17 protein-coding genes and 1 pseudogene are annotated in these 21188 nt (G+C 41.4%); 9 read left to right on the top strand and 9 right to left on the bottom strand.

The genetic code is table 11. The features are described 5' to 3' along the window. Positions 1 to 106: 106 nt before the first annotated feature. Positions 107 to 847 carry a ribonuclease PH gene (gene rph / locus H6G69_RS08555; protein WP_190684560.1) on the bottom strand — a complete coding sequence of 247 codons (741 nt, stop codon included), beginning with the start codon at positions 845 to 847 and terminating at the stop codon, positions 107 to 109. 150 nt (positions 848 to 997) lie between these two features. Then, entirely contained in the window at positions 998 to 1561 is a 564-nt protein-coding gene (locus H6G69_RS08550) for a nucleoside monophosphate kinase (protein WP_190684558.1), read from the bottom strand. Positions 1562 to 1894: 333 nt separating this feature from the next. On the opposite strand from H6G69_RS08550, the gene H6G69_RS08545 reads away from it, so the two are divergent. Together H6G69_RS08545 and dcd are read left to right on the top strand one after the other, a co-directional pair. Beyond that, positions 1895 to 2431: a P-loop NTPase family protein gene (locus H6G69_RS08545; RefSeq protein ID WP_190684556.1), complete on the top strand. Its 537-nt coding sequence runs from the start codon at positions 1895 to 1897 to the stop codon at positions 2429 to 2431. Positions 2432 to 2487: 56 nt separating this feature from the next. Continuing rightward, positions 2488 to 3087, top strand: a complete 600-nt coding sequence (gene dcd, locus H6G69_RS08540) for a dCTP deaminase (protein ID WP_190684554.1) — start codon at positions 2488 to 2490, stop codon at positions 3085 to 3087. A gap of 153 nt (positions 3088 to 3240) precedes the next feature. On the opposite strand, the gene H6G69_RS08535 is transcribed toward dcd, so the two are convergent. Beyond that, on the bottom strand, positions 3241 to 3864 hold the full coding sequence (locus tag H6G69_RS08535; RefSeq protein WP_190684551.1) for a hypothetical protein: 624 nt from the start codon (positions 3862 to 3864) through the stop codon (positions 3241 to 3243). Between the two features lie 173 nt (positions 3865 to 4037). Next, positions 4038 to 4700, bottom strand: coding sequence for a LuxR C-terminal-related transcriptional regulator (locus H6G69_RS08530; protein ID WP_190684548.1), 663 nt, complete (start codon positions 4698 to 4700; stop codon positions 4038 to 4040). Between the two features lie 103 nt (positions 4701 to 4803). Here H6G69_RS08530 and H6G69_RS08525 point away from each other — a divergent pair, with 103 nt between their 5' ends. After that, the gene (locus H6G69_RS08525; protein ID WP_190684545.1) at positions 4804 to 5457 is read left to right on the top strand and encodes a DUF3386 domain-containing protein; all 654 of its coding nucleotides are present in this window, start codon (positions 4804 to 4806) and stop codon (positions 5455 to 5457) included. Positions 5458 to 6073: 616 nt separating this feature from the next. On the opposite strand, the gene H6G69_RS08520 is transcribed toward H6G69_RS08525, so the two are convergent. Continuing rightward, a complete protein-coding gene (locus tag H6G69_RS08520; protein ID WP_015113911.1) occupies positions 6074 to 6751 on the bottom strand; it encodes a response regulator transcription factor in 678 nt (225 codons plus the stop codon). Positions 6752 to 7182: 431 nt separating this feature from the next. On the opposite strand from H6G69_RS08520, the gene H6G69_RS08515 reads away from it, so the two are divergent. The 3 genes from H6G69_RS08515 to groL all read left to right on the top strand — a co-directional run bounded on the left by H6G69_RS08515 (position 7183) and on the right by groL (position 9929). Beyond that, positions 7183 to 7344 (top strand): hypothetical protein, encoded by a 162-nt coding sequence (locus H6G69_RS08515; protein WP_190684542.1) that lies wholly within the window; start codon positions 7183 to 7185, stop codon positions 7342 to 7344. A 552-nt stretch (positions 7345 to 7896) separates the two neighbouring features. Further along, on the top strand, positions 7897 to 8208 hold the full coding sequence (groES, locus tag H6G69_RS08510) for a co-chaperone GroES (protein WP_190592386.1): 312 nt from the start codon (positions 7897 to 7899) through the stop codon (positions 8206 to 8208). An 83-nt stretch (positions 8209 to 8291) separates the two neighbouring features. Next, entirely contained in the window at positions 8292 to 9929 is a 1638-nt protein-coding gene (gene groL / locus H6G69_RS08505; RefSeq protein WP_190684540.1) for a chaperonin GroEL, read from the top strand. Between the two features lie 98 nt (positions 9930 to 10027). Here the strand turns inward: groL and H6G69_RS08500 are convergent, their stop codons facing one another. Next, positions 10028 to 13927, bottom strand: a complete 3900-nt coding sequence (locus H6G69_RS08500) for a PAS domain S-box protein (protein ID WP_190684538.1) — start codon at positions 13925 to 13927, stop codon at positions 10028 to 10030. Between the two features lie 419 nt (positions 13928 to 14346). Next, positions 14347 to 14508, bottom strand: a pseudogene (locus H6G69_RS08495) (Hsp20/alpha crystallin family protein); the annotation flags it as partial. Between the two features lie 296 nt (positions 14509 to 14804). On the opposite strand from H6G69_RS08495, the gene H6G69_RS08490 reads away from it, so the two are divergent. Beyond that, positions 14805 to 16241 (top strand): carotenoid oxygenase family protein, encoded by a 1437-nt coding sequence (locus H6G69_RS08490; protein WP_190684534.1) that lies wholly within the window; start codon positions 14805 to 14807, stop codon positions 16239 to 16241. A gap of 13 nt (positions 16242 to 16254) precedes the next feature. On the opposite strand, the gene H6G69_RS08485 is transcribed toward H6G69_RS08490, so the two are convergent. Continuing rightward, a complete protein-coding gene (locus tag H6G69_RS08485; RefSeq protein ID WP_190684532.1) occupies positions 16255 to 17151 on the bottom strand; it encodes an SGNH/GDSL hydrolase family protein in 897 nt (298 codons plus the stop codon). Between the two features lie 659 nt (positions 17152 to 17810). Between H6G69_RS08485 and crtW the strand changes: the two genes are divergently transcribed. Beyond that, complete coding sequence (gene crtW, locus H6G69_RS08480; RefSeq protein WP_313950330.1) at positions 17811 to 18596, top strand: beta-carotene ketolase CrtW; 786 nt, start codon at positions 17811 to 17813, stop codon at positions 18594 to 18596. A 20-nt stretch (positions 18597 to 18616) separates the two neighbouring features. Here the strand turns inward: crtW and H6G69_RS08475 are convergent, their stop codons facing one another. Continuing rightward, positions 18617 to 18763, bottom strand: a complete 147-nt coding sequence (locus H6G69_RS08475) for a hypothetical protein (RefSeq protein WP_190684530.1) — start codon at positions 18761 to 18763, stop codon at positions 18617 to 18619. Positions 18764 to 19045: 282 nt separating this feature from the next. Between H6G69_RS08475 and H6G69_RS08470 the strand changes: the two genes are divergently transcribed. After that, a complete protein-coding gene (locus H6G69_RS08470) occupies positions 19046 to 20998 on the top strand; it encodes an APC family permease (RefSeq protein WP_190684528.1) in 1953 nt (650 codons plus the stop codon). The last annotated feature ends 190 nt before the right edge of the window (positions 20999 to 21188 follow it).

The following is a 21188-nucleotide window of genomic DNA, read 5'->3' as shown; positions in this document are numbered from 1 at the left end:
AGTGCTGAGTGTCTTACACTGAGCGTTCGCGCAGCGTCTCCGATAGGAGAAGCCGAAGTGTGAGTTTGAGTCAAAAGACAAAATTTCATACTTCACACTTCATACTTCACACTTCATAAAGTTTTTCCCAGTCAGGAATAGCCTCACGTTGAGCAATTAATAATTGTTGAATACCTTTTTCGGCAAAATCTAACAACTGATTTAACTGAGTGCGAGTAAAACTACCTTCTTCTGCTGTTCCTTGAACTTCAATAATTCCGAGGCGATTATCCATAACAACGTTGAAATCGACTGTAGCGGCTACGTCTTCTGGGTAGTTTAAATCTAGATATGGTTCACCGTCTAATAAGCCTACAGAAACGGCTGCTACTTGTCCAGATAAAGGCGATCGCTCTAACACCCCACGCTTTATTAATTGCGAAATTGCCTGGGCTAAAGCCACAAAACCACCTGTAATGGCTGTGGTTCTGGTTCCTGCATCTGCTTGCAACACATCAGCATCTACAGTGATGGTACGTTCTCCTAACGTCTCAAAATCTAGAGTTGCTCTTAAGCTACGTCCGATTAACCGTTGAATTTCTTGCGTCCTTCCCGACAATTTCAACAATTCCCTTTCCTGGCGTTGCTGAGTGGCTGCGGGTAACATTCGGTACTCAGCCGTTAACCAACCTTTGCCACTTCCCGTTAAAAATCTCGGTACTCCCTCAGTCACGCTGACATTACAAAGTACCTGAGTATCGCCGCATCTAGCTAACACTGAACCAGGCGCAAAGCGAGTAAAGCCAGACTGAAAGCTTACAGGACGGAGTTCGTAAGGTTGTCTGCCATCGGGACGCTGCCATACCATTGAATTTGCCTCAAGATTTTCCTATTAGAATACTGTGGGAAGTGTGAAGTATGAAGTATGAAGTCTGAAATTTTATCTTTTGACTCAACACGTACACTTCGACTCCGCTCAGTGTACGACACTCAGCACGGGCTAAACGCCCCGCTACCGCTAACAGCACTCAGCACTTAACAGCAAATTCAGAATATTCTGTTCGACCATATCGGGTGGTAAATCGCCGTTGATGGTTAATAAGCGGCGGCGACGGTCGTAATATTCTAGGATGGGGATAGTGCGATCGTAAAAGAGTTCTACGCGACGCTGGACGATTTCTGGTTGGTCATCTGGAAGAGAACGCCCCAAGGAACGGCTAACCATGACGGCTTGCGGGACTTGTAAATAAATTGCCCAGTCTAGTTTCTGTCCTAAAGCATCCAATAAAAAATCTAATTCTTCTGATTGAAAAGCTGTGCGGGGATAACCTTCTAATATCCAACCATAACCAACATCTGGCTTGGTCAGACGCAGCCGCATTAATTCAATCATCATTTCATCGGGAACTAACTCGCCTCTGGCTACGTAGGGTTGTGTATGGCGACCAAGTTCGCTATAGTTAGCGATCGCTTCCCGTAAAATTTCACCCGTAGAAATCTGAGGTATATCAAAGTGTCTGCCCAGCCTTTGCGCTTGAGTGCTTTTACCTGATCCTGAACCTCCCAGAATCACTAATTTCACTTGATTTCACTCCTCATCTGGTAAAATTCACAACATTCTACTCTGTTTTTTCCAAATTCAGAGTTCTGATGAGACTCGGCTAACTTCATTCATGGCTCCAAATTTTGCGATCGTGTTGCGACTAGTTTCATCCAAAAAACAAAAATGTCAATATCTCATACCAATTTTGGATTTTGGATTACTTTTTCGTTCCAGCCTTACCCATTCCCTACTCCCCACTCCCTATTTCCCTCCTCAGAACACCCTTGTCAAAATCAGGTTAATCATATAAATAGATTTGAACCACTCTCAACAGAACATATTTATTTTTTTGTAATTTTCTAAATTTTCCTTATGGTTGCCCAGTTAGAATCTTTCAGCGCCAATTCGACAATTTCCTTACCAAATCCAGTAGAAGGGCTTGTGCAAGTTTTCACCAGTTCTCACCGTAACTTTTTCACCACTGTTATGGCGCAAGCCTTGAGAATTGCTGGTCAAGGCACATCTGTATTAGTAGTACAGTTTCTTAAAGGCGGTATCGGTCAAGGACAGGACAAACCAATTCAGTTAGGACAGAATCTCGACTGGATACGCTGTGATTTGCCTCGCTGTATCGATACACCACAACTAGATGAAGCCGAAAACCAAGCTTTACAAAAATTATGGCAATATACACAAAATGTAGTCTATGAGGGCAAATATTCGCTGGTAGTTTTAGATGAGTTAAGTTTAGCCATCAACTTTGGTTTGATTCCCGAAGCCGATGTTTTAGAGTTTCTGGCAAAACGTCCGCCCCACATCGATATCATTCTCACAGGCCCAGAAATGCCCAAATCCCTGTTAGATGTCGCCGACCAAATCACCGAAATTCGCCGGAGCGATCGCCCCTAAACAAAATACTCCGTTCACGATATTCTAGTAGTTCGGTTGGAATTACCTGTGAACTTGTGATTAAGAACGATAAATGGATTACCGAAATGGCTCAACAAGGGATGATTTCACCCTTTGAGCCAAGCTTAATCCGAAAAGTGCAGAAAGAAACATCTGTAGATGCTCAACCCGTTATCAGCTACGGTCTTTCTTCTTATGGCTACGATATTCGCCTCTCCCCGACTGAGTTTCGGATTTTTCGCCACATACCGGGAACTGTGGTTGACCCCAAAAACTTTAATCCGCACAACTTAGAGTCAACACCACTGCATACAGATATCAATGGTAGTTACTTTATTTTGCCTGCTCACAGCTATGGGCTGGGTGTTGCCTTAGAACGGCTAGAGGTTCCAGATAATATTACAGTAGTTTGTATAGGTAAAAGTACGTATGCACGGTGTGGTATAATTGCAAACTTAACTCCTGCGGAAGCGGCGTGGCGCGGTCATTTAACCCTAGAATTTTCTAATTCTTCTAGTGCTGACTGTCGTATATATGCCAATGAAGGGGTAGTGCAGTTACTCTTTTTAGAAGGAGAACCCTGTGCGATTAGTTACGAAACAAGACAGGGTAAATATCAGGATCAGTTAGAAATTGTCACCTTAGCTCGCGTATAGTTTGTTCAAGTCTAATCTTTTAACGAACCGCCAAGAACGCCAAGGACGCAGAGAAGACTGAACTGCCTTAGATTATGCCTACTAAACAAGTGACTTTTCTTTAACTCTTTGCGCCTTTGCGCCTTTGCGCGAGACTAAAAATTCTTGTTTTCGTCACAGTAAAGGTGTAACAATAATTCCAACTAAAACCTTTAACAATTCCTCCAATTCTTCAGGAACACGATAAAGCTTCAAGTCTTGCAAAATTATCTTCTCATGACGGTTTAATATTCCAAATCGCCAGTCTTCTCCTGTCGTCACTGCACCATATAAAATTGGCGTTGCTGATTCTATCCATTGGTCAAGGGCAATTAATTCAACTGCTAATTGAGTAAAGCCCCGTCCTAAATCAGATTGTTTAGCTTCAACCACTAACATTCCCACATCACTGTTAATGTAATAGTCAAAGCTTCCTTTTAATTTTTCATTCACATTAACAGGATATTCAATATTTAATTGAGCATGAGTTTCGGCACAAATTTCTAGTAGTGTGGGTGCGATTAATACTTCTCGTCTTGCTGTTTCACTAATTGGGTTGACGTAGGTTAAATTACGTTGCAAATAACGACTCAAAAATTCTAAACAATTGAGTTTCTCTTCATATCTTGGTAAGTCCAGCCGCTTGCGTTCATATTTAAAATCAAATTCTGCAAGAATATCGGCTGGCGCGTAAGGTAATTCAAAATATTTGCTAAAGGTATAGCTTGCACCAGGTTGAAGAATTGGCGGGCGAGTCATATTAGTATTTAGAGTATGGGGCGAATAGAATTCACTACTACACAAACAAAGTCCGCCTGCGCGGACTGAAAAAAATCCTTGGTTTTTAACCCGCGCAGGAGGTCACTGAGCTTGTCGAAGTGTGGGTTTTGCCTGTGTAGCTGCGATTTCCAATCGCCGAGGATAGTATTAATTTAGACTAAAACATCCTGTAATTTCGCCACCATTTCCGCCCGTGCTGATACTTCTAGCTTGCGAAACATCCGCTTTAAAGCTTGCTTAACTGAGTTTTGCGTAATCCAAAGTTTTTCACCAATTTCGGCGTTAGTTAAACCTTGGGCTACCAATTCCGCGATTTCTAACTCGCGTGGTGTTAGGCGGCTAACTAAAGGCGAAGTTGTGGGTTTTGCTCTTAAAGTGGCGAGTTTAGCAGACAAATGCAAGCAGACAGCACTTAAATCAGCTAAATCGTTGCCATCAAAGGCAGGCTTGCCGCGATCGCGTGCTAAGTGTAAAGTACCAACTAACTGACCATCGCAAACAATCGGCCCTGTCATGACGTGTTCGTGGTCAGAACGAGAGCAAAAATTTTTCCAGTCGCCTGGAGATAATAATAACTGCTCATGGGCGGGAGCGTGACGCTCAACGACGTAGCGTCCGACAGGGTTCCCCTCTAAACAAACTGAGGGAATAGCGGGAATATCAATTTCGGTTGGTGTTGTTTCATCTAAAAGATAAATACCCCAATGCTGCACGCCAAAATGGTCACTAATCTTATCCTTGAGAGCTAGATGTAATTCTTGCTCATTACGGACACTAGCGATCGCACCAAATACAGCATGAAGAGAATTAGCCATAAGTGTACCCGATTGGGGACTATGCTCTGCTCGACAATTACATCTATGCTAATACCAGCAAGAATAAAACGCTATTATCACTCTTCTACGCTAGGAGAAGCACATGACAGTTACCAAACTCTCTGCTCAGGAACTTTTCCGGGCTGCTTATGAAAACCGTTACACATGGGATAATAATTTCCCCGGCTATACCGCAGATGTTACCTATAAGTATGACGATAAAGTTATTACAGGTAAAGTCATCATCAACGCTGAACTCAAAGCAGAAGTTTTGGGAGTAGAAGACGAAGCCGTTAAAAAAGCTATCCACGGTCAAGCTTGGGAAATTGCCATTCACCGCGTTCGTCGTAGTTTTGAACAAACCCACGGCGAAAATACTTTTAGCTATGGTGACACCGACTTAAGCGATGCAGTCGAAATCATCCTTGGTGGTAAAGGTACTGGCGATAAATATAAAGTCCGCAATAACGAAGTTAGCTTAGTTCACCGTCACATTCACGGCGTAGTCGTAACTATCAACACTTTTAGCAGCCACGACACTGGCGAAGGTTACTTATCCCACACTTATGACTCTGTTTACCATGACCCCAATACTGGCGAACAGAAGGGTGGTAGAAGCGAATTTACCGATGAATATGAAAAAGTAGGCAAATACTTTATTCTCAACCGCCGAGAAATTCGCACCGAAACCAATGGACATCTGAATATTCAAGAGTTTATTTTCTCGAATATTCAGTTGTTGGAACCTGTGGCTTAAGTTATAGGTTGGGCGTGAGTGTGTAAAGGTCTTGGATACACCCCTACACCCCTAAACCCCCACACCCTCCATAAACCCTTGATTTTTTCTCATTACGTCAGTCATATTAAAACTAAAAGCGATCGCCTGTATGATGTTAGAGCGATCGCTTTTAATCTTTGGCTAGAGTGATGCAGTGGATTTATTGCAGGATTCACCATTGTTGCGCTCTGATTATGTCTTAGCACTCATCCCAAACAGATCCCAATCCAAAATCTAAAATTCAAAATCTAAAATGAGATTACCCCCAAGGAGGGTAGATGCAATCATGTCATTTGTCCCAAATATTCAATAATTATTAGCCAGTAATAATTGCTGAATTAGATGTATCCCGGGATGACTTGATTTTTCGATGGGGTGCAATACTCCTGAGATTGGCATATTTGGAAAAGATTTAGCTGCTTTTTTGTTGAACTAGCGAAAAGCAGCTTTGCCAACGGGAAGCACTTTATCTACTTACAAACTCTTAGGAGAATTTTTCCCCAATAATCTCCTAAGCAGTAATCTATTAAGCAGCTATCAGCTATCAGCGGTCAGTTCAACAGTAAAAAGCTGACGGCTGAATGCTGAAAGCCTTTTAAGCCATTTGATTTTCAATCGCCCACCGCGCTAATTCAGTGCGGTTATGGAGATTGGTTTTGCCCAACATATTGGACACATGGCTTTCAACGGTACGCTGACTAACATTTAATTCTTCAGCAATTTCTCGGTTCGCTAAACCTCTAGCTACGAACTGCACTACTTTGAGTTCAGTTGGAGTTAACTGCACATCAAAAGGAACTTGAATGCGAGAACCATTTTCCCCGCCTTTGGCTTGGTGTTCCTTCCAACGAATAGTTTGTTTGAGCGAAGATTCTACTTGTGCTACGAGTTCTTCTGGTTCAAAAGGCTTGACCATATAAACATCAGCACCTTTATTTAAACCTTTCACTCGGTCTGCACTTTGTCCTTTCGCCGACAAAAACAGAACCGGTATCCAACTAGTGCGTTCGTTTTGCCGGACTTGTTCTACAAAAGTGTAACCGTCCATTTCCGGCATCATTACGTCACAGATGATCATATCTGGAACATCATGCTCTAGAATTTCTAGAGCTTCGCGTCCATTTTCAGCAGTGACGACTTCATATCCTCTAAATTCCAAGTAATCCTTCACCAGCAAGATGAGGTTAGGGTCGTCATCAATTAGTAGAAGGCGTTTGTGATCTTTCATGCTGGGCTCTTTCATAGCAGTGGCACTTGTCGCGCTTCGGTCCATCAAGGTCTTTAATGGTTATCCTTAATAATGGTGGATTTATCGAGATGTTGTCTTTTTTCCCACTTAACTTGCCTTTGGTTCCTCGAAGTCTCAAAAGCGGTTGTCACCTTATTTAAGACCACTAGCTCATCGGCAAAAGTCCGGTAAGGATACGTAGAGCAGTAGTAATTATAATGCGCTATTATATATCGCTTTGAAAGTTGCGGGTGAAAAAACACTGATTAAATAATAATCATCTGCCATTTACTAGTAAGTATTGGCTTGCGATGACCCTAGCTTTATAACAACTCGCACTTTCATCAGCTTACTGCTTTACTATATCCTGCGGATGCGAAGCCTTATCAGATGTTAACAAGCAAGTAGGGAAATTTCCGGCAAAGATGGGTTAAAAATGCAAATTCTTCTACCACCATTATGCCGATCAAGTATGTTTGGATGATCCTCTCAATAACTTGCAAATTTGCTTGGCGATACCAGACACCACAATCCGAGAAGAAAACCATTATCTGTCTAGAACAACAAAGTGGCAAGCAATTGTCTTGAATTTTCAAGATACTGGCTGGGAAACTTTAGTCGCGCTCATCAACTTTTAGTTCTTGAAATCGTTGGTTTTATGTATTCCCACGATTATTCAAAAACTTGCTGTTAACGGCAGTTAGCAACTTCGTGTTCAGCATACATAAAAATATGTCACTGATTCTTTGCAATTTCTAAAGTTTTTACACAATTACTTAAGGTTTTGTTGTTGTCTACATACTCAATGGCTTTGTCGATGTGATGGTTTTTGAATCTTGGTATTGTTACTCATGATTTGGCTCCCTGTTTACTGTTCTATAACAATTTCCAAGCTTTGCAAATAAAGTTGACCATATAAAAATATTCGTAACTTACGGATGGAAATCAGAAAATTAAACTTAATTAGGTACTAATACTTAAGTGAACTTCCGATTACTGAGGGTTGAGGGGAAGAAGCAAGGGGGCAGGGAGCAGGGAGCAGGGGGAGAAAAGAGCTACTAATGACCATTGACTATTGACAATTGACCAATAGTTCGGAAACCCGTACATCGCAAAATATTGCCATTGTAGGCTTTCCTTCGGTAAATTAGCACTCAGGAGTTGAGAGTGCTAACTCTGGAGAAATTTGTATGGCAGCTGTATCTTTAAGCGTATCTACAGTTAAACCTTTAGGCGATCGCGTTTTTGTCAAAGTAAGCGCATCAGAAGAAAAGACCGCAGGTGGTCTGTACTTGCCTGACACCGCCAAAGAAAAACCCCAAGTAGGGGAAGTTGTTGCTCTTGGTGCTGGCAAACGTAACGATGACGGTAGCCGTCAAGAGTTGGAAGTCAAAGTTGGAGACAAAGTTCTGTACTCCAAATATGCTGGCACAGATGTGAAACTCGGAACTGAAGAGTATGTGCTGCTCTCTGAAAAAGACATTCTAGCAATCGTTTCCTAGTCACAAGTCAAAAGTCACAAGTCCTTGGACAAATGACAAAAAACAACTGACAAAAAATAACTGACACAGGAAGATTAACAACTATGGCAAAGCGCATTATTTACAACGAAAACGCACGTCGCGCCCTAGAACGAGGCATTGACATCTTAGCTGAGGCTGTAGCTGTGACCCTCGGCCCCAAAGGTCGTAACGTAGTTCTAGAGAAGAAATTTGGCGCACCACAAATCGTCAACGACGGTGTGACCATCGCAAAAGAAATCGAATTAGAAGATCATATTGAAAACACTGGCGTTTCTTTGATTCGTCAAGCTGCTTCTAAAACCAACGACGCTGCGGGTGATGGAACCACAACCGCAACCGTATTGGCTCATGCGATAGTTAAAGAAGGCTTGCGGAACGTAGCAGCTGGCGCTAACGCCATCCTGTTGAAGCGTGGTATTGATAAAGCTACTAACTATTTGGTCGAGAAAATTGCTGAACACGCTCGTCCTGTCGAAGATTCCAAAGCTATTGCTCAAGTTGGTTCTATCTCTGCCGGTAACGACGATGAAGTCGGTCAGATGATTGCCCAAGCAATGGATAAGGTGGGTAAAGAAGGTGTAATTTCCTTGGAAGAAGGAAAATCCATGACCACCGAATTGGAAATCACCGAAGGGATGCGCTTTGACAAAGGCTACATCTCTCCCTACTTCGCAACAGACCCAGAGCGGATGGAAGCAGTATTTGATGATCCTTTCATCCTGCTGACCGATAAGAAAATCGCTTTAGTACAAGATTTAGTACCTGTTCTTGAGCAAGTTGCACGTCAAGGCAAGCCCTTGGTAATTATTGCTGAAGATATTGAAAAAGAAGCTTTAGCAACCTTGGTTGTGAACCGCCTGCGTGGTGTATTAAACGTAGCGGCTGTGAAAGCACCTGGATTTGGCGATCGCCGCAAAGCTATGCTAGAAGACATCGCTATCCTCACTGGTGGTCAACTCATCACCGAAGATGCTGGTCTGAAGCTAGAAAACACCAAGCTCGATGGTTTAGGCAAAGCCCGCCGCATCACCATCACCAAAGACAACACCACAATTGTTGCTGAAGGTAACGAAGCTGGCGTTAAAGCTCGCATCGAACAAATTCGCCGTCAAATGGAAGAAACCGAATCTTCCTACGACAAAGAAAAATTACAAGAGCGTCTGGCTAAATTGGCTGGCGGTGTAGCTGTAGTTAAAGTTGGTGCAGCCACCGAAACCGAAATGAAAGACAAGAAACTCCGCCTCGAAGACGCTATCAACGCTACCAAAGCGGCGGTAGAAGAAGGTATTGTTCCTGGTGGTGGTACAACTCTGGCTCACCTCGCTCCTCAACTCGAAGATTGGGCTAAAGCTAATCTCAAAGATGAAGAGTTGACTGGTGCTTTAATTGTCTCTCGCGCATTACCCGCACCTCTGAAGAGAATTGCTGAAAACGCAGGTCAAAATGGCGCTGTCATTGCTGAACGCGTTAAAGAACAAGAATTTAACGTTGGTTTCAACGCTGCTACCAACGAATTTGTAGATATGTTGGCAGCTGGTATCGTTGACCCCGCTAAAGTAACCCGTTCTGCACTGCAAAACGCTGCTTCTATTGCTGGTATGGTGTTGACAACCGAATGTATCGTTGTTGACAAACCAGAACCCAAGGATGCTGCTCCTGCTGCTGGCGCTGGTATGGGTGGTGGTGACTTCGATTACTAATACTCTGTAGTCACATAAATAAAAAACAGCTGCTTCTGTAAGGGGGCGGCTGTTTTTTTGTCAATTTCTATATTTTCAGAATCAGAGTCGCTAATTGCTTAATGCCATGATACCGATAGTATACTAGCCACTGCTGTTGCTAACACCGCAGGCTCAACAGGTTTAGCTAGGTGTTTTTGAAAGCCTGCGGCTAATGCTTGTTGGCTATCTTCATGTTTAGCATAAGCAGTAAGAGCGATCGCGGGAATTTTTTTTGCTTGTGTTGTTTCCCAAGCGCGAATTCTGCGAATTAAACTATAGCCATCTTCAACAGGCATCCCAATATCACTAATCAACACATCTGGCTGAAATTGTGGCAATATTTCAAATCCGGCGGCGGCGTTGGCTGTGGCGATGACTGTTGCACCATACTGTTCTAGAACAAAAACTAAAAATTCGCGCGAGTCAGTATCATCTTCCACAACTAAAACGCGCACTCCGCTTAAATCTAATACCGAGTTGCTAGATTGATTCTCTGGCTGATTTTGTGATTGGTCAGGCAACAATGGCAACATGACGGTAAAAGTTGCCCCTAGTCCTTCACCTGGACTGGTAGCCGTGACTGTACCACCATGTAATTCTATTAAGTGTCGCACGATCGCTAGTCCTAATCCCAAGCCGCCAAATTTACGTGTAATAGAAGCATCAGCTTGACGAAAATAATCAAAAACAAATGGTAAAAACTCTGGCTCGATACCTTTACCTGTATCACTCACAGTAATTTGCGCGTATTTGCTAACCTGTTGTAATTTGATCGAAACTTGCCCATACTCTGAGGTAAACTTAATCGCATTAGAAAGTAAATTCCAAACTATCTGCTGTAACCTTGCTGAGTCACCTGCAACTTTGCCAACGAAGTCTAATTGAGTTTTGATCACAATTGACTTGGCAACAGCCGCAGTTTGCATTGTTTCGATTGCCGACTCAATAATAAAAGATAAATCAACTGGTGTAATATTTAAGTTGAGTTTTCCGCTTAGGATGCGCGAAACATCTAATAAATCGTCAATTAATTGTGTTTGCAATTTAGCATTGCGTTCAATAGTAGCCAAAGCTTCCGCAGTTTTATCGGGGCTTAATTTTTGAGTTTGCAGTAATCTTGACCAACCTAAAATAGGGTTGAGCGGTGAACGTAATTCGTGAGACAAAATAGCTAAAAATTCATCCTTAACGCGGTTAGCTTCTTCTGCTTGGGCGCGGGCTGCTTGTTCACGAGCAAGTAAACTATTGCGTTCTTCTTCAAATTGTTTGCGTTCGTGTATATCTGTATTTGTACCAATCCATTCTCTGACTGAACCATCTGCATTTAACACCGGAACTGCACGCGCAATAATATAACGATATTCACCAGTGGCATGATGCCACAACCGTGCTTCTATTTCGTAGAGTGTTTTTTCAGCTAATGTTTGTTGCCAGCGTAATTCTACACGCTCTTGATCATCTGGATGGATCATTTGCAACCAACCCCAGCCAGCATACTTATTCCAGGTTTGCCCTGTATATTCTTCCCAAGATGGTTGTAAATCGACAACAGCACCTAGAGCATTTGTCATCCATACTACTGCTGATGTTGCCGCAACTAAAGAACGATAGCGTTCTTCGTTTTGACGTAATGCTAAATTAGCCCGTTTGCGGTCTGTAACATTTGTAAACATTCCCAGTGCGCCAATAATCTTTCCTTGTCCATCTCGCATTGGGCTGGTACAAGCTAACAAGAGTAATTCTTGACCATTGCGCCGACGCAAGCGAAAATCAAATTGGTCAACATTACCATCCAAATTTTTTTGAATATTTTGATTGACTAAAGTAATATCTTCCGGAAAACAAAAATCCAATACCGGCTTACCAATCATTTCTCTGGCAGAATAGCCAAGCATAGTTGACATTTGCTCGTTGACGTAGAGTGTTTGAGCATGGTGATTAATTAACCACACACCTTCGTTGGCTGTTTGGACAATATTCCGAAACTTTTCTTCACTCTCCCGTAATCCTAATTCTGCGTTTTTCCGGGCTGTGATATCTCGAAAATAAACAGCTAGCCCATCAGGTGAAGGATAAGCATGGATTTCCAGCCATTTACCTAAAGTTTCAATAAACTCTTCTAAAACAACTGCAACTTGTTCGTTAACAGCACGGTGAAATTCTCGATAAACCAGTTGTTCTTTCACTTCAGGAAATATTTCCTGCCAAAGATGTTTACCCAATAACTGTTCGCGGGTTTTTTGTAGCAGTTGGGTAGCTTGTTCGTTAACGTAGGTATAACGCCATTCTCGGTCAAAGGCGGCAAAAGCATCAGTAATGCTTTCGAGAATTGTAATAACTTGATTACGGGCTGCCTCAGCTTCATAGCGTAATCTCTGCTCATAACGGGCAACTTCTTGCCGAATTTGGGACATTTTGAGATTAGCGTCAACGCGAGCTAATAGTTCACGCGCCGAAAAGGGTTTAATTAAATAATCATCTGCTCCAGTTGCCAAACCAGCCACACAAGATTCTTCTTCCGCACGCGCAGAAACCAAAATAATTGGCAAAGTTTTTGTCTGAGGATCTGCCCTTAGCTCTTTTACCAAGCCAAAACCATCTAGTCTGGGCATCATAATATCTGTAATCACGATATCTGGCATTGTGTGGCGAATAGTAGCCAAAGCGGCAATACCATCTTCTACGGCAATCACTTCTTGATAATGTAGACTTAACAGACGCTGCACATATTCGCGCATATCTGCATTATCGTCTACAAGAAGAATGCGACCAGAAGAAAAGCCAGAAGCTAGATGCTGGAGGTGAGGCTGATTTTCTCTGTTTTCTGTTCCCCCAGCCCTATTTCCTGCGGTTGGTAGCCAACGTAAGGCTTCTGCTATATAAGTGGCACTTGTCTCTAGCATGAGTGTGATGGGTGTACGAAACTCATGGCTAATATTGCTAAAAAATATTGTTTTTGCTCTATCTAATTCGGCTAATGTCTCGGCGCGTTGGCGTTCTACTTCATAGGCCTCAGCATTAGCGATCGCTGTGGTAATATTACTGACGACTAAATCAAAAAATCCCTGGTATTCATCATTAAATGCCCGTTGCCGACTGATGCCTAGTACAGCTATACAGGCTAATTCTGGCTTGCCTGATTGGGCAATAGGAATAACTAACGCCGATGATGCCGAATTTATGCCGATTTCTGGTAGCAAACTCTCAATCATCTTAGCTTGCTTGCTTTGCTTAACTTCTATCAGCTGCCAAGGAGAATTTTCTTGGGTCAAATCAACTTGTTCAGGCGTTACAGAAGTTCCTGCTGTAATCCCAGTTCCCCCTACTAAACGCGCTTGTGTGCCTGCTGATTCTATTTGATAAAGTAAAGCAAACGGTATATCTGTCAAATTTTGGGCTAAGGTATCTGCCACTATACTGTAAGCTGCTGTAACTGTTTGAGTAGCAGCTGTATTGGCGGCGAGTTCTCTAAGGGTGCGGAGACGACGCTCACCAATTACTCTTTCGGTAGTTTCAATGACTGCACAAAAAACTCCACCTACACCGCCTGTTTCATCTCGAATCGGACTGTAGGAAAAAGTAAAATAGGTTTCTTCAAGATAGCCTGAACGATCCATCAACAGTCGCAGATTATCTGACCAAGTAGGCTGACCTGTATTCAAAACACTATCAGCTAACGGCCCGACAACATCCCAGACTTCAGCCCAGCAATCTTTGGCTGACTGCCCTAAATATTGCGGATGTTTACTTGCACCAAGAATTGGACGGTAAGCATCGTTGTAGAGATTAGCATATTCTTTACCCCACCAAATAAACATTGGGTAACGAGAATTTAAAATAATACTGATTGCCGTTTTTAAACTTTGCGCCCATGTTGATACTGGCCCTAAGAGCGTTTGTGACCAGTCAAGAGATCGCATCAGCAATCCCATTTCTCCACCGTCCGCAAAGACATCCTCAAAACTGTGTGGCGGCATTGAATGATTCACTGTGTCCGCTCCACTATTACAAAGTCTAACTGTAATACTGTTTTGGTAAACGCGATCGCTAATGAATCAAAGATAAATACAGTTAATAGCCCAGAGGTCAACTGTCGTAATGCACAAATCGGCTGACTTCTAGTTTTTCTAGATTTTACTACTGGAATAACACATTGCATCTACCTAGAGTGAGCAGAAGAACAACACTACATAGTTTATTGTTGTATTTGAGTATGCGATCGCTTATCTACCCGGAGATTTAAATTTACGCTGCCATCAGGAATAAACAAAATCTGTGATAGTTTTCCATGAAAATAAAATTCAAGAGCGGGCAATAGGCAATAATGAAATTCCCATACTTTAAGTTTTTATGCCATTTCTCTAAAACATTTGCTTGGGCTAGGTGCAAATGTAAATTAACCGATATTAACCTTGACAACTTTTTGTTTTTCCGCTTCCGATTTAGGCAAATTTAAGCGGAGAATACCATCTTTATATTCAGCTTGAACTTTATCATTTTGGACTAAAGAAGGTAATGGAATTATTCTTGGAAATCTGCCATAACGGAATTCCGAGCGAATAATCAATACAGTTCAGTTAAGGCAACAACTTAGACTGGTGTAGGTTGGGTGGAGGAACGGAACCCAACATTCACGCATACTTTGTTGGGTTACGCTATCGCTACACCCAACCTACTATTCTCTTAACTGAACCGTATTGAGCGAATAATCCCTTTTTCTGCATTTATGACAGCAACTACCTTTAGAAATAATCACATCTATATAAAAAGGACTCAATGTATATCAGTTAAATTGTCATTTTTTAGCTACTCCAATATTTGATAAATCATCCAGGATTGCTATAGTAATTTATTATGCAAACAATGAATAAAAAACCAGCAAAAAAAGCCTGGGCAGGTGCAATATCTCAACCTGCAACAGAATTTCCCCTCACGCCACTGCCAATTCTCTCTGGCAAAATCCCGGCAGGTTTACGCGGCACACTCTACCGTAATGGCCCGGCACGGTTAAAACGCGGTAATACTCAAATGGGACATTGGTTTGACGGCGATGGAGCAATTCTCGCGGTCAATTTTCATGATGCAGGAGCTACAGGCATTTATCGCTACGTACAGACTGCGGGTTATCAACAAGAAACTACAGCAGGTAAATTGCTTTATGGTAACTATGGCACAACTGCACCAGGGCTGATTTGGCAGAAATGGCAAAAACTCACAAAAAATACTGCTAATACTTCGGTATTAGCATTACCCGATAAACTATTAGCACTTTGGGAAGGTGGCCATCCTCATTCGCTAGATTTAGAAACATTAGAAACTCAAGGTTTAGATAATTTGGGTGGTTTAAAGACAGGATGGTTTTATTCTGCTCACCCAAAAATTGATGCTCAGACCAAAGAAATTTTTAACTTTGGTCTCAGTCTGGGATTAAATGCAACACTAAATATTTATAAAAGTGACTGGACTGGCCGAATTATTCAAAAATCCCAGTTTCAACTAGCAGGTATTCCCTTAATTCATGATTTTGTTTTAGCAGGAAAGTATCTTGTCTTTTTTATTCCAGCAGTGCGGTTAGATATTTTGCCGATAATTATGGGAACCAGCAGCTACAGCGATTCGCTCAAGTGGCAACCTGATCTCGGGACTCAAATTTTGGTAATTGACCGCGAAAATCTATCTTTGGTCAGTCGCCAAGAAACTGAGGCTTGGTTTCAATGGCATTTTGCCAATGCTTATGTCGATGATCATGGTGCAGTGATTGTAGATTTTACTCGCTATGCCGACTTTCAAACCAACCAATATCTCAAAGAAGTTGCCACCGGAGAAACTCACAACATCGCTAAAAATACATTGACGCGGTTAGTATTACAACCCCAAACTGGCAAAGTAAAAACAATTGAAACTTTGTTAGATAGGACTGGTGAATTTCCTAATGTTCCACCGCAGAATGTGGGACAAATCTCGCGCTACACCTATATGTGTTTATTCCGTGAAGGAACAGACATTAGCCAAGAATTATTAAACACGATCGCCCGCTTTGATCATCAAAGTCAAACGCTCACGGAAGCAAACCTAGGCGAAAATCGTTATCCTTGTGAATCTCTAACTGTTCAAGATGCCTTAAATCATCAGCAAAGTTGGGTGCTAACTGTTGTTTATGATGGCAATTGTCATAGTAGCGAAGTTTGGATCTTTGATAGCGATCGCTTAGATGCAGAACCAGTTTGTCAACTAGCATTGCCTAGTGTCGTTCCCCATAGCTTTCATGGAATGTGGAAAGCCAGGGCCTAGGGTTTTTCACCAACTAACCTTGATGGCTAATTTCGGGACGTTGAATAATTCCTGCTTCTGTAAGTGCAGCAAAGGCTGTATCTGCAATGATTTGGTGGGCGGTAGTTGTGGGATGAATGCCATCCCAAAATAAAAATTTATCTGGGTTGCTGCAAGCAGCTTGAGAACTTGCCAGACAAGCACTCGTAACATTGCTCAAACCAAAAGCAGAGGGATGATTAATTGCCTCTTGATAAAGTTTATGGGCATCTAGTGTAACAATCTCCAAATCAGAATGCTGTTGAGTTAGTACTTTAAGCGAGCGCCGCAAGCTTTGGTTGTGGGTTTGAGTTAAAGCACTAAGTTGCACAGCATTATTGTTTGTACTGGTTGCGGGTAGTTTGCCTAAGTCTGGTAAGTTCCCCACCAGTATTTTTTTTGCACCAACATTAGTCAAAGATGCGATCGCTGTTGTCACATTCTCCACTGGATATGTAGAATTATTTACCCCTTGCAAATAATCATTTGCCCCTGCCCACACTACATATAAAGCATTCTGGTTTGCCTTTTGATGTGTCTGGGTAAATGATTGGACTTGCGTGAGCAAGCTAGGTACATAACTACTGCTCAAATTGCCAGTAGTTGCGCCCCCATAGGCAAAATTGTTGGTTTGCTTGCTGTTTAAATGCAGGCGATCGGCTAGATACTCAATCCAAACACGACCATTTGAGTAACGTCCCTGAAAATATGTTGAACTAGGCGGATACATTCCTCCTGTTGACTGAAATACCATTCCTGCATCCGATAGACTATCTCCAAACACATAGAGTTGGGTAATAGGTTGAGTACGACCAAGAGAATTTGTGAGTAAAACCATAATTAAAACTAAAAACGCTAGTCTTGCTGTTAAAAACCAGTTTTTTATCGTCATGAAATTTTTCGCTAAAAAATCTATAAACTAAGGGTTATGATTTTTGCTCATGCTTGCATAGATAATTCATTGCTTCTCTAGGTTAACAACCTGACTAAAAAGCTTGACCAAGCAACCGAATACTTTTAGGTGTGGATTTTGCTATAGCTAATTTCTTTTACTTTACTTTGCATAAAATCACCTAACTATTAATAGAATTCTTCTATATAACAGTTAATAATTACCGATTTATCTAAAAATATATAGCTTTATATTTTATCATATCTGTACTTAAATTAATCTTTATGTTAGTAGCAAAAATTAATCTGTAGATAGAGATTTTCCCTGTTATTTTTGATTAACATAGCAGTTTTAAATGATAGCCAAATAAATCTGTTACCCTTTCTCTATTTCCTGTTCCCTCTTTTAACAAATAAGTTTGTAAATCCAATAAGATTTCTCTATGCCATCATAAAATTACAAGTCCTCAAATTTTAGATGATACTATGTTATTAAATAAATGATGAGCAAACGGCTCTCCTATTTATTGTTTGCTGCCAGTTAAGATAATTGCTATCTAAATAAATTAAGATATAATTTGCGGTAATTACTGTAAAAACATTAAATAAATATATAGTTATTTAGCCAATAAGATTAACTTAATTTATCGGAGTTTAAGCGTGACCCAAGCAAAATCAACATCAGCAGCAGACAAAAATTTGGATTATCTCAAGATGCTCACTAGCGAACAAAATATATTTGCTCTAGGATTATTAATTGCTGGTATTATTTTAGGAACATGGACTATTAGTTTAATTTTTTTATTGCTAGTAGATATAGATAAAGTTAATTTTTGCTGGATAGGACTTGGGATAATTTGGCAAACGTTTTTATACGCAGGTTTATTTATTACTGCCCACGATGCTATGCATGGGTTAGTTTTCTCCAAACATCCTAAGATTAATAATTTGATTGGGGCAATATGTGTAGCTTTATATGGTCTTTTTCCTTATCAAGACTTAGTGCAGAAGCATTGGCGACATCATAAATATCCAGGGAGTCAAAAAGACCCAGATTTTCATGATGGTGAACACAAAAGTTTTTGGGCTTGGTATTTTCATTTTATGTGCAACTACGGCACTTGGAAACAATTATTAGGCTGGACACTGATTTTTAATTTTTTGCGTTTTATCCTACACTTATCTCCAGTAAATTTGATTTTATTTTGGTGTTTGCCTTCACTTCTAAGCTCAATTCAGTTATTTTATTTTGGAACATACTTAACACATAAAGAACCAAAGGAAGGTTACACTAATCCTCATCGCGCTCAAAGTGTTGCACTTCCGGTTTTTTTGTCTTTTCTCACTTCGTATCATTTTATCTACCACCAAGAACATCATGAATATCCACAGGTTCCTTGGTGGAGACTGCCAGAGGTTCGTCAACAGAATGCCGATATATCTTAAAGTTAAATCAGCAAAATTACTTAGCCCATAAAAACCCTAGCTGGGTATGTAATAAACTGTGACCGAAAATCGCCACAAGATTGATAGTATGGCACAATTTGGGCGATCGCTATTACTTGATTGCTTACCAGAGAATAGCCGTAAGTTTTCTTAGATAAGCTGGGCATTGTCCATCAATCTAAAATTTGGTTAGGAATGTCCAGCTTCCAGATATGAAGATTTGCCAAAAATTAAATATAAGTACTATATATTTCCTAAGTTACTAATACAAATCGACCTTATAATAAAGCTCGTAACTGCCCAAAGTAAAAATTCCCTTGGCGAATGCTAGGTATGGTTTTAAACCTACTCTTCTACCGTAGGCGGACGTAGCTAAGGACAGATCAATTTAATAATAAACTGTGTTCTCTCAGGTTACACAGTCGATTGTTACTACAAAATTGCATTTAATGGCTAAATCAACTTTTTCCACAAAACGTCTCCGCAAAAAAGTTATCCACTGGTTGTTGGCAGAAAACAAAAACCGCAGAGAGAAGGAAGGCCCATATCGTAAGGAAGAGACACACCGCCAGCATTCGTGGTGGCAAGTTATGTGTCTCACGGGTGTAGATTATTTTTCTACCCTCGGTTATCAGCCAGGTATTGCGGCACTCGCCGCAGGTGCGCTTTCGCCGATAGCAACATTAATTTTGGTTTTACTAACCCTGTTTGGTGCATTACCAATTTATCGGCGCATTGCAGGTAAAAGTCCACATGGTGAAGGTTCTATCGCCATGCTGGAGCATTTACTGTCTTGGTGGCAAGGAAAATTATTGGTTTTGTGCTTACTTGGTTTTGTGGCAACCGACTTCATTATTACAATTACACTCTCGGCTGCTGATGCTACAGCCCATATTATCGAAAATCCCCTGACCCCAAGTCTGCTTCACGATCAAGGCATTGCTATTACTTTGATTTTAATCGCATTACTCGGTGCGGTTTTTCTGAGAGGTTTTAAAGAAGCAATTGGTATTGCAGTCTTTTTGGTAGGAGTGTATCTATTCTTAAACTTTATTGTAATTGGTGTTGGTTTATATCAAGTTGCGATTCATCCAGACACAATCGCCAACTGGCAAACAGCCCTGTTTGCAGGTAATTCCAACGTTTTGATGATCATTGGCATAGCGATTCTGTTGTTTCCGCGACTAGCTTTGGGCTTATCAGGTTTTGAAACGGGTGTAACCGTGATGCCCCTTGTCAAAGGAGACAGCAACGATACATCCAATCTGCCTAGAGGCAGAATTCGCAATACCCGCAAGCTGCTGACAGCTGCGGCTGTCATTATGAGCTTCTTTTTGCTCACCAGTAGTTTTGTGACAACTCTCCTGATTCCCGCCTCAGAATTTGCCACAGGCGGTAAAGCCAACGGACGCGCCCTAGCTTATCTAGCCCACCTTTACTTAGGTGATGGCTTCGGGACAATTTATGATTTAAGCACGATTTCTATTTTGTGGTTTGCGGGCGCATCAGCAATGGCTGGACTATTAAATATTGTGCCTCGCTACTTACCACGCTATGGTATGGCTCCGAGTTGGGCATTATTAACCAGACCATTAGTATTGGTGTATACAGCGATCGCCTTTGTCGTGACCATAATTTTCCGCGCCAATGTCGAAGCCCAAGGAGGAGCTTACGCTACTGGTGTATTGGTGTTAATTAGTTCTGCTGCCTTTGCTGTTACCCTAGCTGCTTATCGGCAAAATGCCTCTAAGGGCAAATTGATCTTTGCAATTATTACCTTAGTATTTATATATACGACTGTTGTTAATATTATTGAACGACCTGAAGGGATTAGAATTGCCGCTTTCTTTATCAGTGCAATCATTTTAACTTCCCTGGTATCACGAGTTTGGCGTTCTACAGAATTGCGGGTTGAACAAATTGAAGTTGATGATTACGCCCATGATTTTATTGTTGAAGAAAGCCAAGGCGCAATTCGATTAATCGCCAATCGTCGGAATGAAGGCGATGAACAAGAGTATTTTTTAAAAGAGAAAGAGGTGCGCGAAGATAACCATATTCCCCCTACAGATCCGATTCTCTTTTTAGAAATTACAATATCGGATGCTTCAGAGTTTGCCAACGTGATTAAAGTTAAAGGCGAACAAGTTGGTAATTACCGCGTTCTCCGGGCGGAAGGTGCAGCCGTACCAAATGCGATCGCAGCCTTACTCTTGTACATTCGCGATCAAACAGGTAAAATTCCTCATGCATACTTCGGTTGGGTAGAAGGAAATCCCATCCAATATTTGTTGCGATTTATTCTATTTGGTGAAGGTGATATTGCTGTAGTTACCCGTGAAGTACTGCGCCGCGCCGAAAAAAATCCCGCAAGAAGGCCAGGAATTCACGTTGGTGGGTAAGAATAGCAAAAATTGTATTCTAACTCACAATTAAACTTAACTATACTGACGCGAAAATTCCCAAAACTAAGACCCCCAACTTTCTGCAAAGTGGGGATCTAATGGTTCAAAAATTATTTAGCTCTGCTATGGATGTGAGAAGGCAAGATTTATTAATATAGCTCATACCTAAGTATGATTTACAAATATT

This window comes from Nostoc sp. FACHB-110, assembly GCF_014697425.1.
Taxonomy (GTDB): domain Bacteria; phylum Cyanobacteriota; class Cyanobacteriia; order Cyanobacteriales; family Nostocaceae; genus Nostoc_B.
Note: the sequence above shows the minus strand (reverse complement) of the source record. Positions and strands in the feature narration are given on the sequence as shown.

What these genes read in the sequence shown, in the direction of transcription:
- rph (WP_190684560.1), bottom strand. Translation starts at nt 847, where the DNA reads ATGGTATGGCAGCGTCCCGATGGCAGACAACCTTACGAACTCCGTCCT.
- H6G69_RS08545 (WP_190684556.1), top strand. Translation starts at nt 1,895, where the DNA reads ATGGTTGCCCAGTTAGAATCTTTCAGCGCCAATTCGACAATTTCCTTA.
- H6G69_RS08535 (WP_190684551.1), bottom strand. Translation starts at nt 3,864, where the DNA reads ATGACTCGCCCGCCAATTCTTCAACCTGGTGCAAGCTATACCTTTAGC.
- H6G69_RS08530 (WP_190684548.1), bottom strand. Translation starts at nt 4,700, where the DNA reads ATGGCTAATTCTCTTCATGCTGTATTTGGTGCGATCGCTAGTGTCCGT.
- H6G69_RS08525 (WP_190684545.1), top strand. Translation starts at nt 4,804, where the DNA reads ATGACAGTTACCAAACTCTCTGCTCAGGAACTTTTCCGGGCTGCTTAT.
- H6G69_RS08520 (WP_015113911.1), bottom strand. Translation starts at nt 6,751, where the DNA reads ATGGACCGAAGCGCGACAAGTGCCACTGCTATGAAAGAGCCCAGCATG.
- groES (WP_190592386.1), top strand. Translation starts at nt 7,897, where the DNA reads ATGGCAGCTGTATCTTTAAGCGTATCTACAGTTAAACCTTTAGGCGAT.
- groL (WP_190684540.1), top strand. Translation starts at nt 8,292, where the DNA reads ATGGCAAAGCGCATTATTTACAACGAAAACGCACGTCGCGCCCTAGAA.
- H6G69_RS08500 (WP_190684538.1), bottom strand. Translation starts at nt 13,927, where the DNA reads ATGCCGCCACACAGTTTTGAGGATGTCTTTGCGGACGGTGGAGAAATG.
- H6G69_RS08490 (WP_190684534.1), top strand. Translation starts at nt 14,805, where the DNA reads ATGCAAACAATGAATAAAAAACCAGCAAAAAAAGCCTGGGCAGGTGCA.
- H6G69_RS08485 (WP_190684532.1), bottom strand. Translation starts at nt 17,151, where the DNA reads ATGACGATAAAAAACTGGTTTTTAACAGCAAGACTAGCGTTTTTAGTT.
- H6G69_RS08475 (WP_190684530.1), bottom strand. Translation starts at nt 18,763, where the DNA reads ATGCCCAGCTTATCTAAGAAAACTTACGGCTATTCTCTGGTAAGCAAT.
- H6G69_RS08470 (WP_190684528.1), top strand. Translation starts at nt 19,046, where the DNA reads ATGGCTAAATCAACTTTTTCCACAAAACGTCTCCGCAAAAAAGTTATC.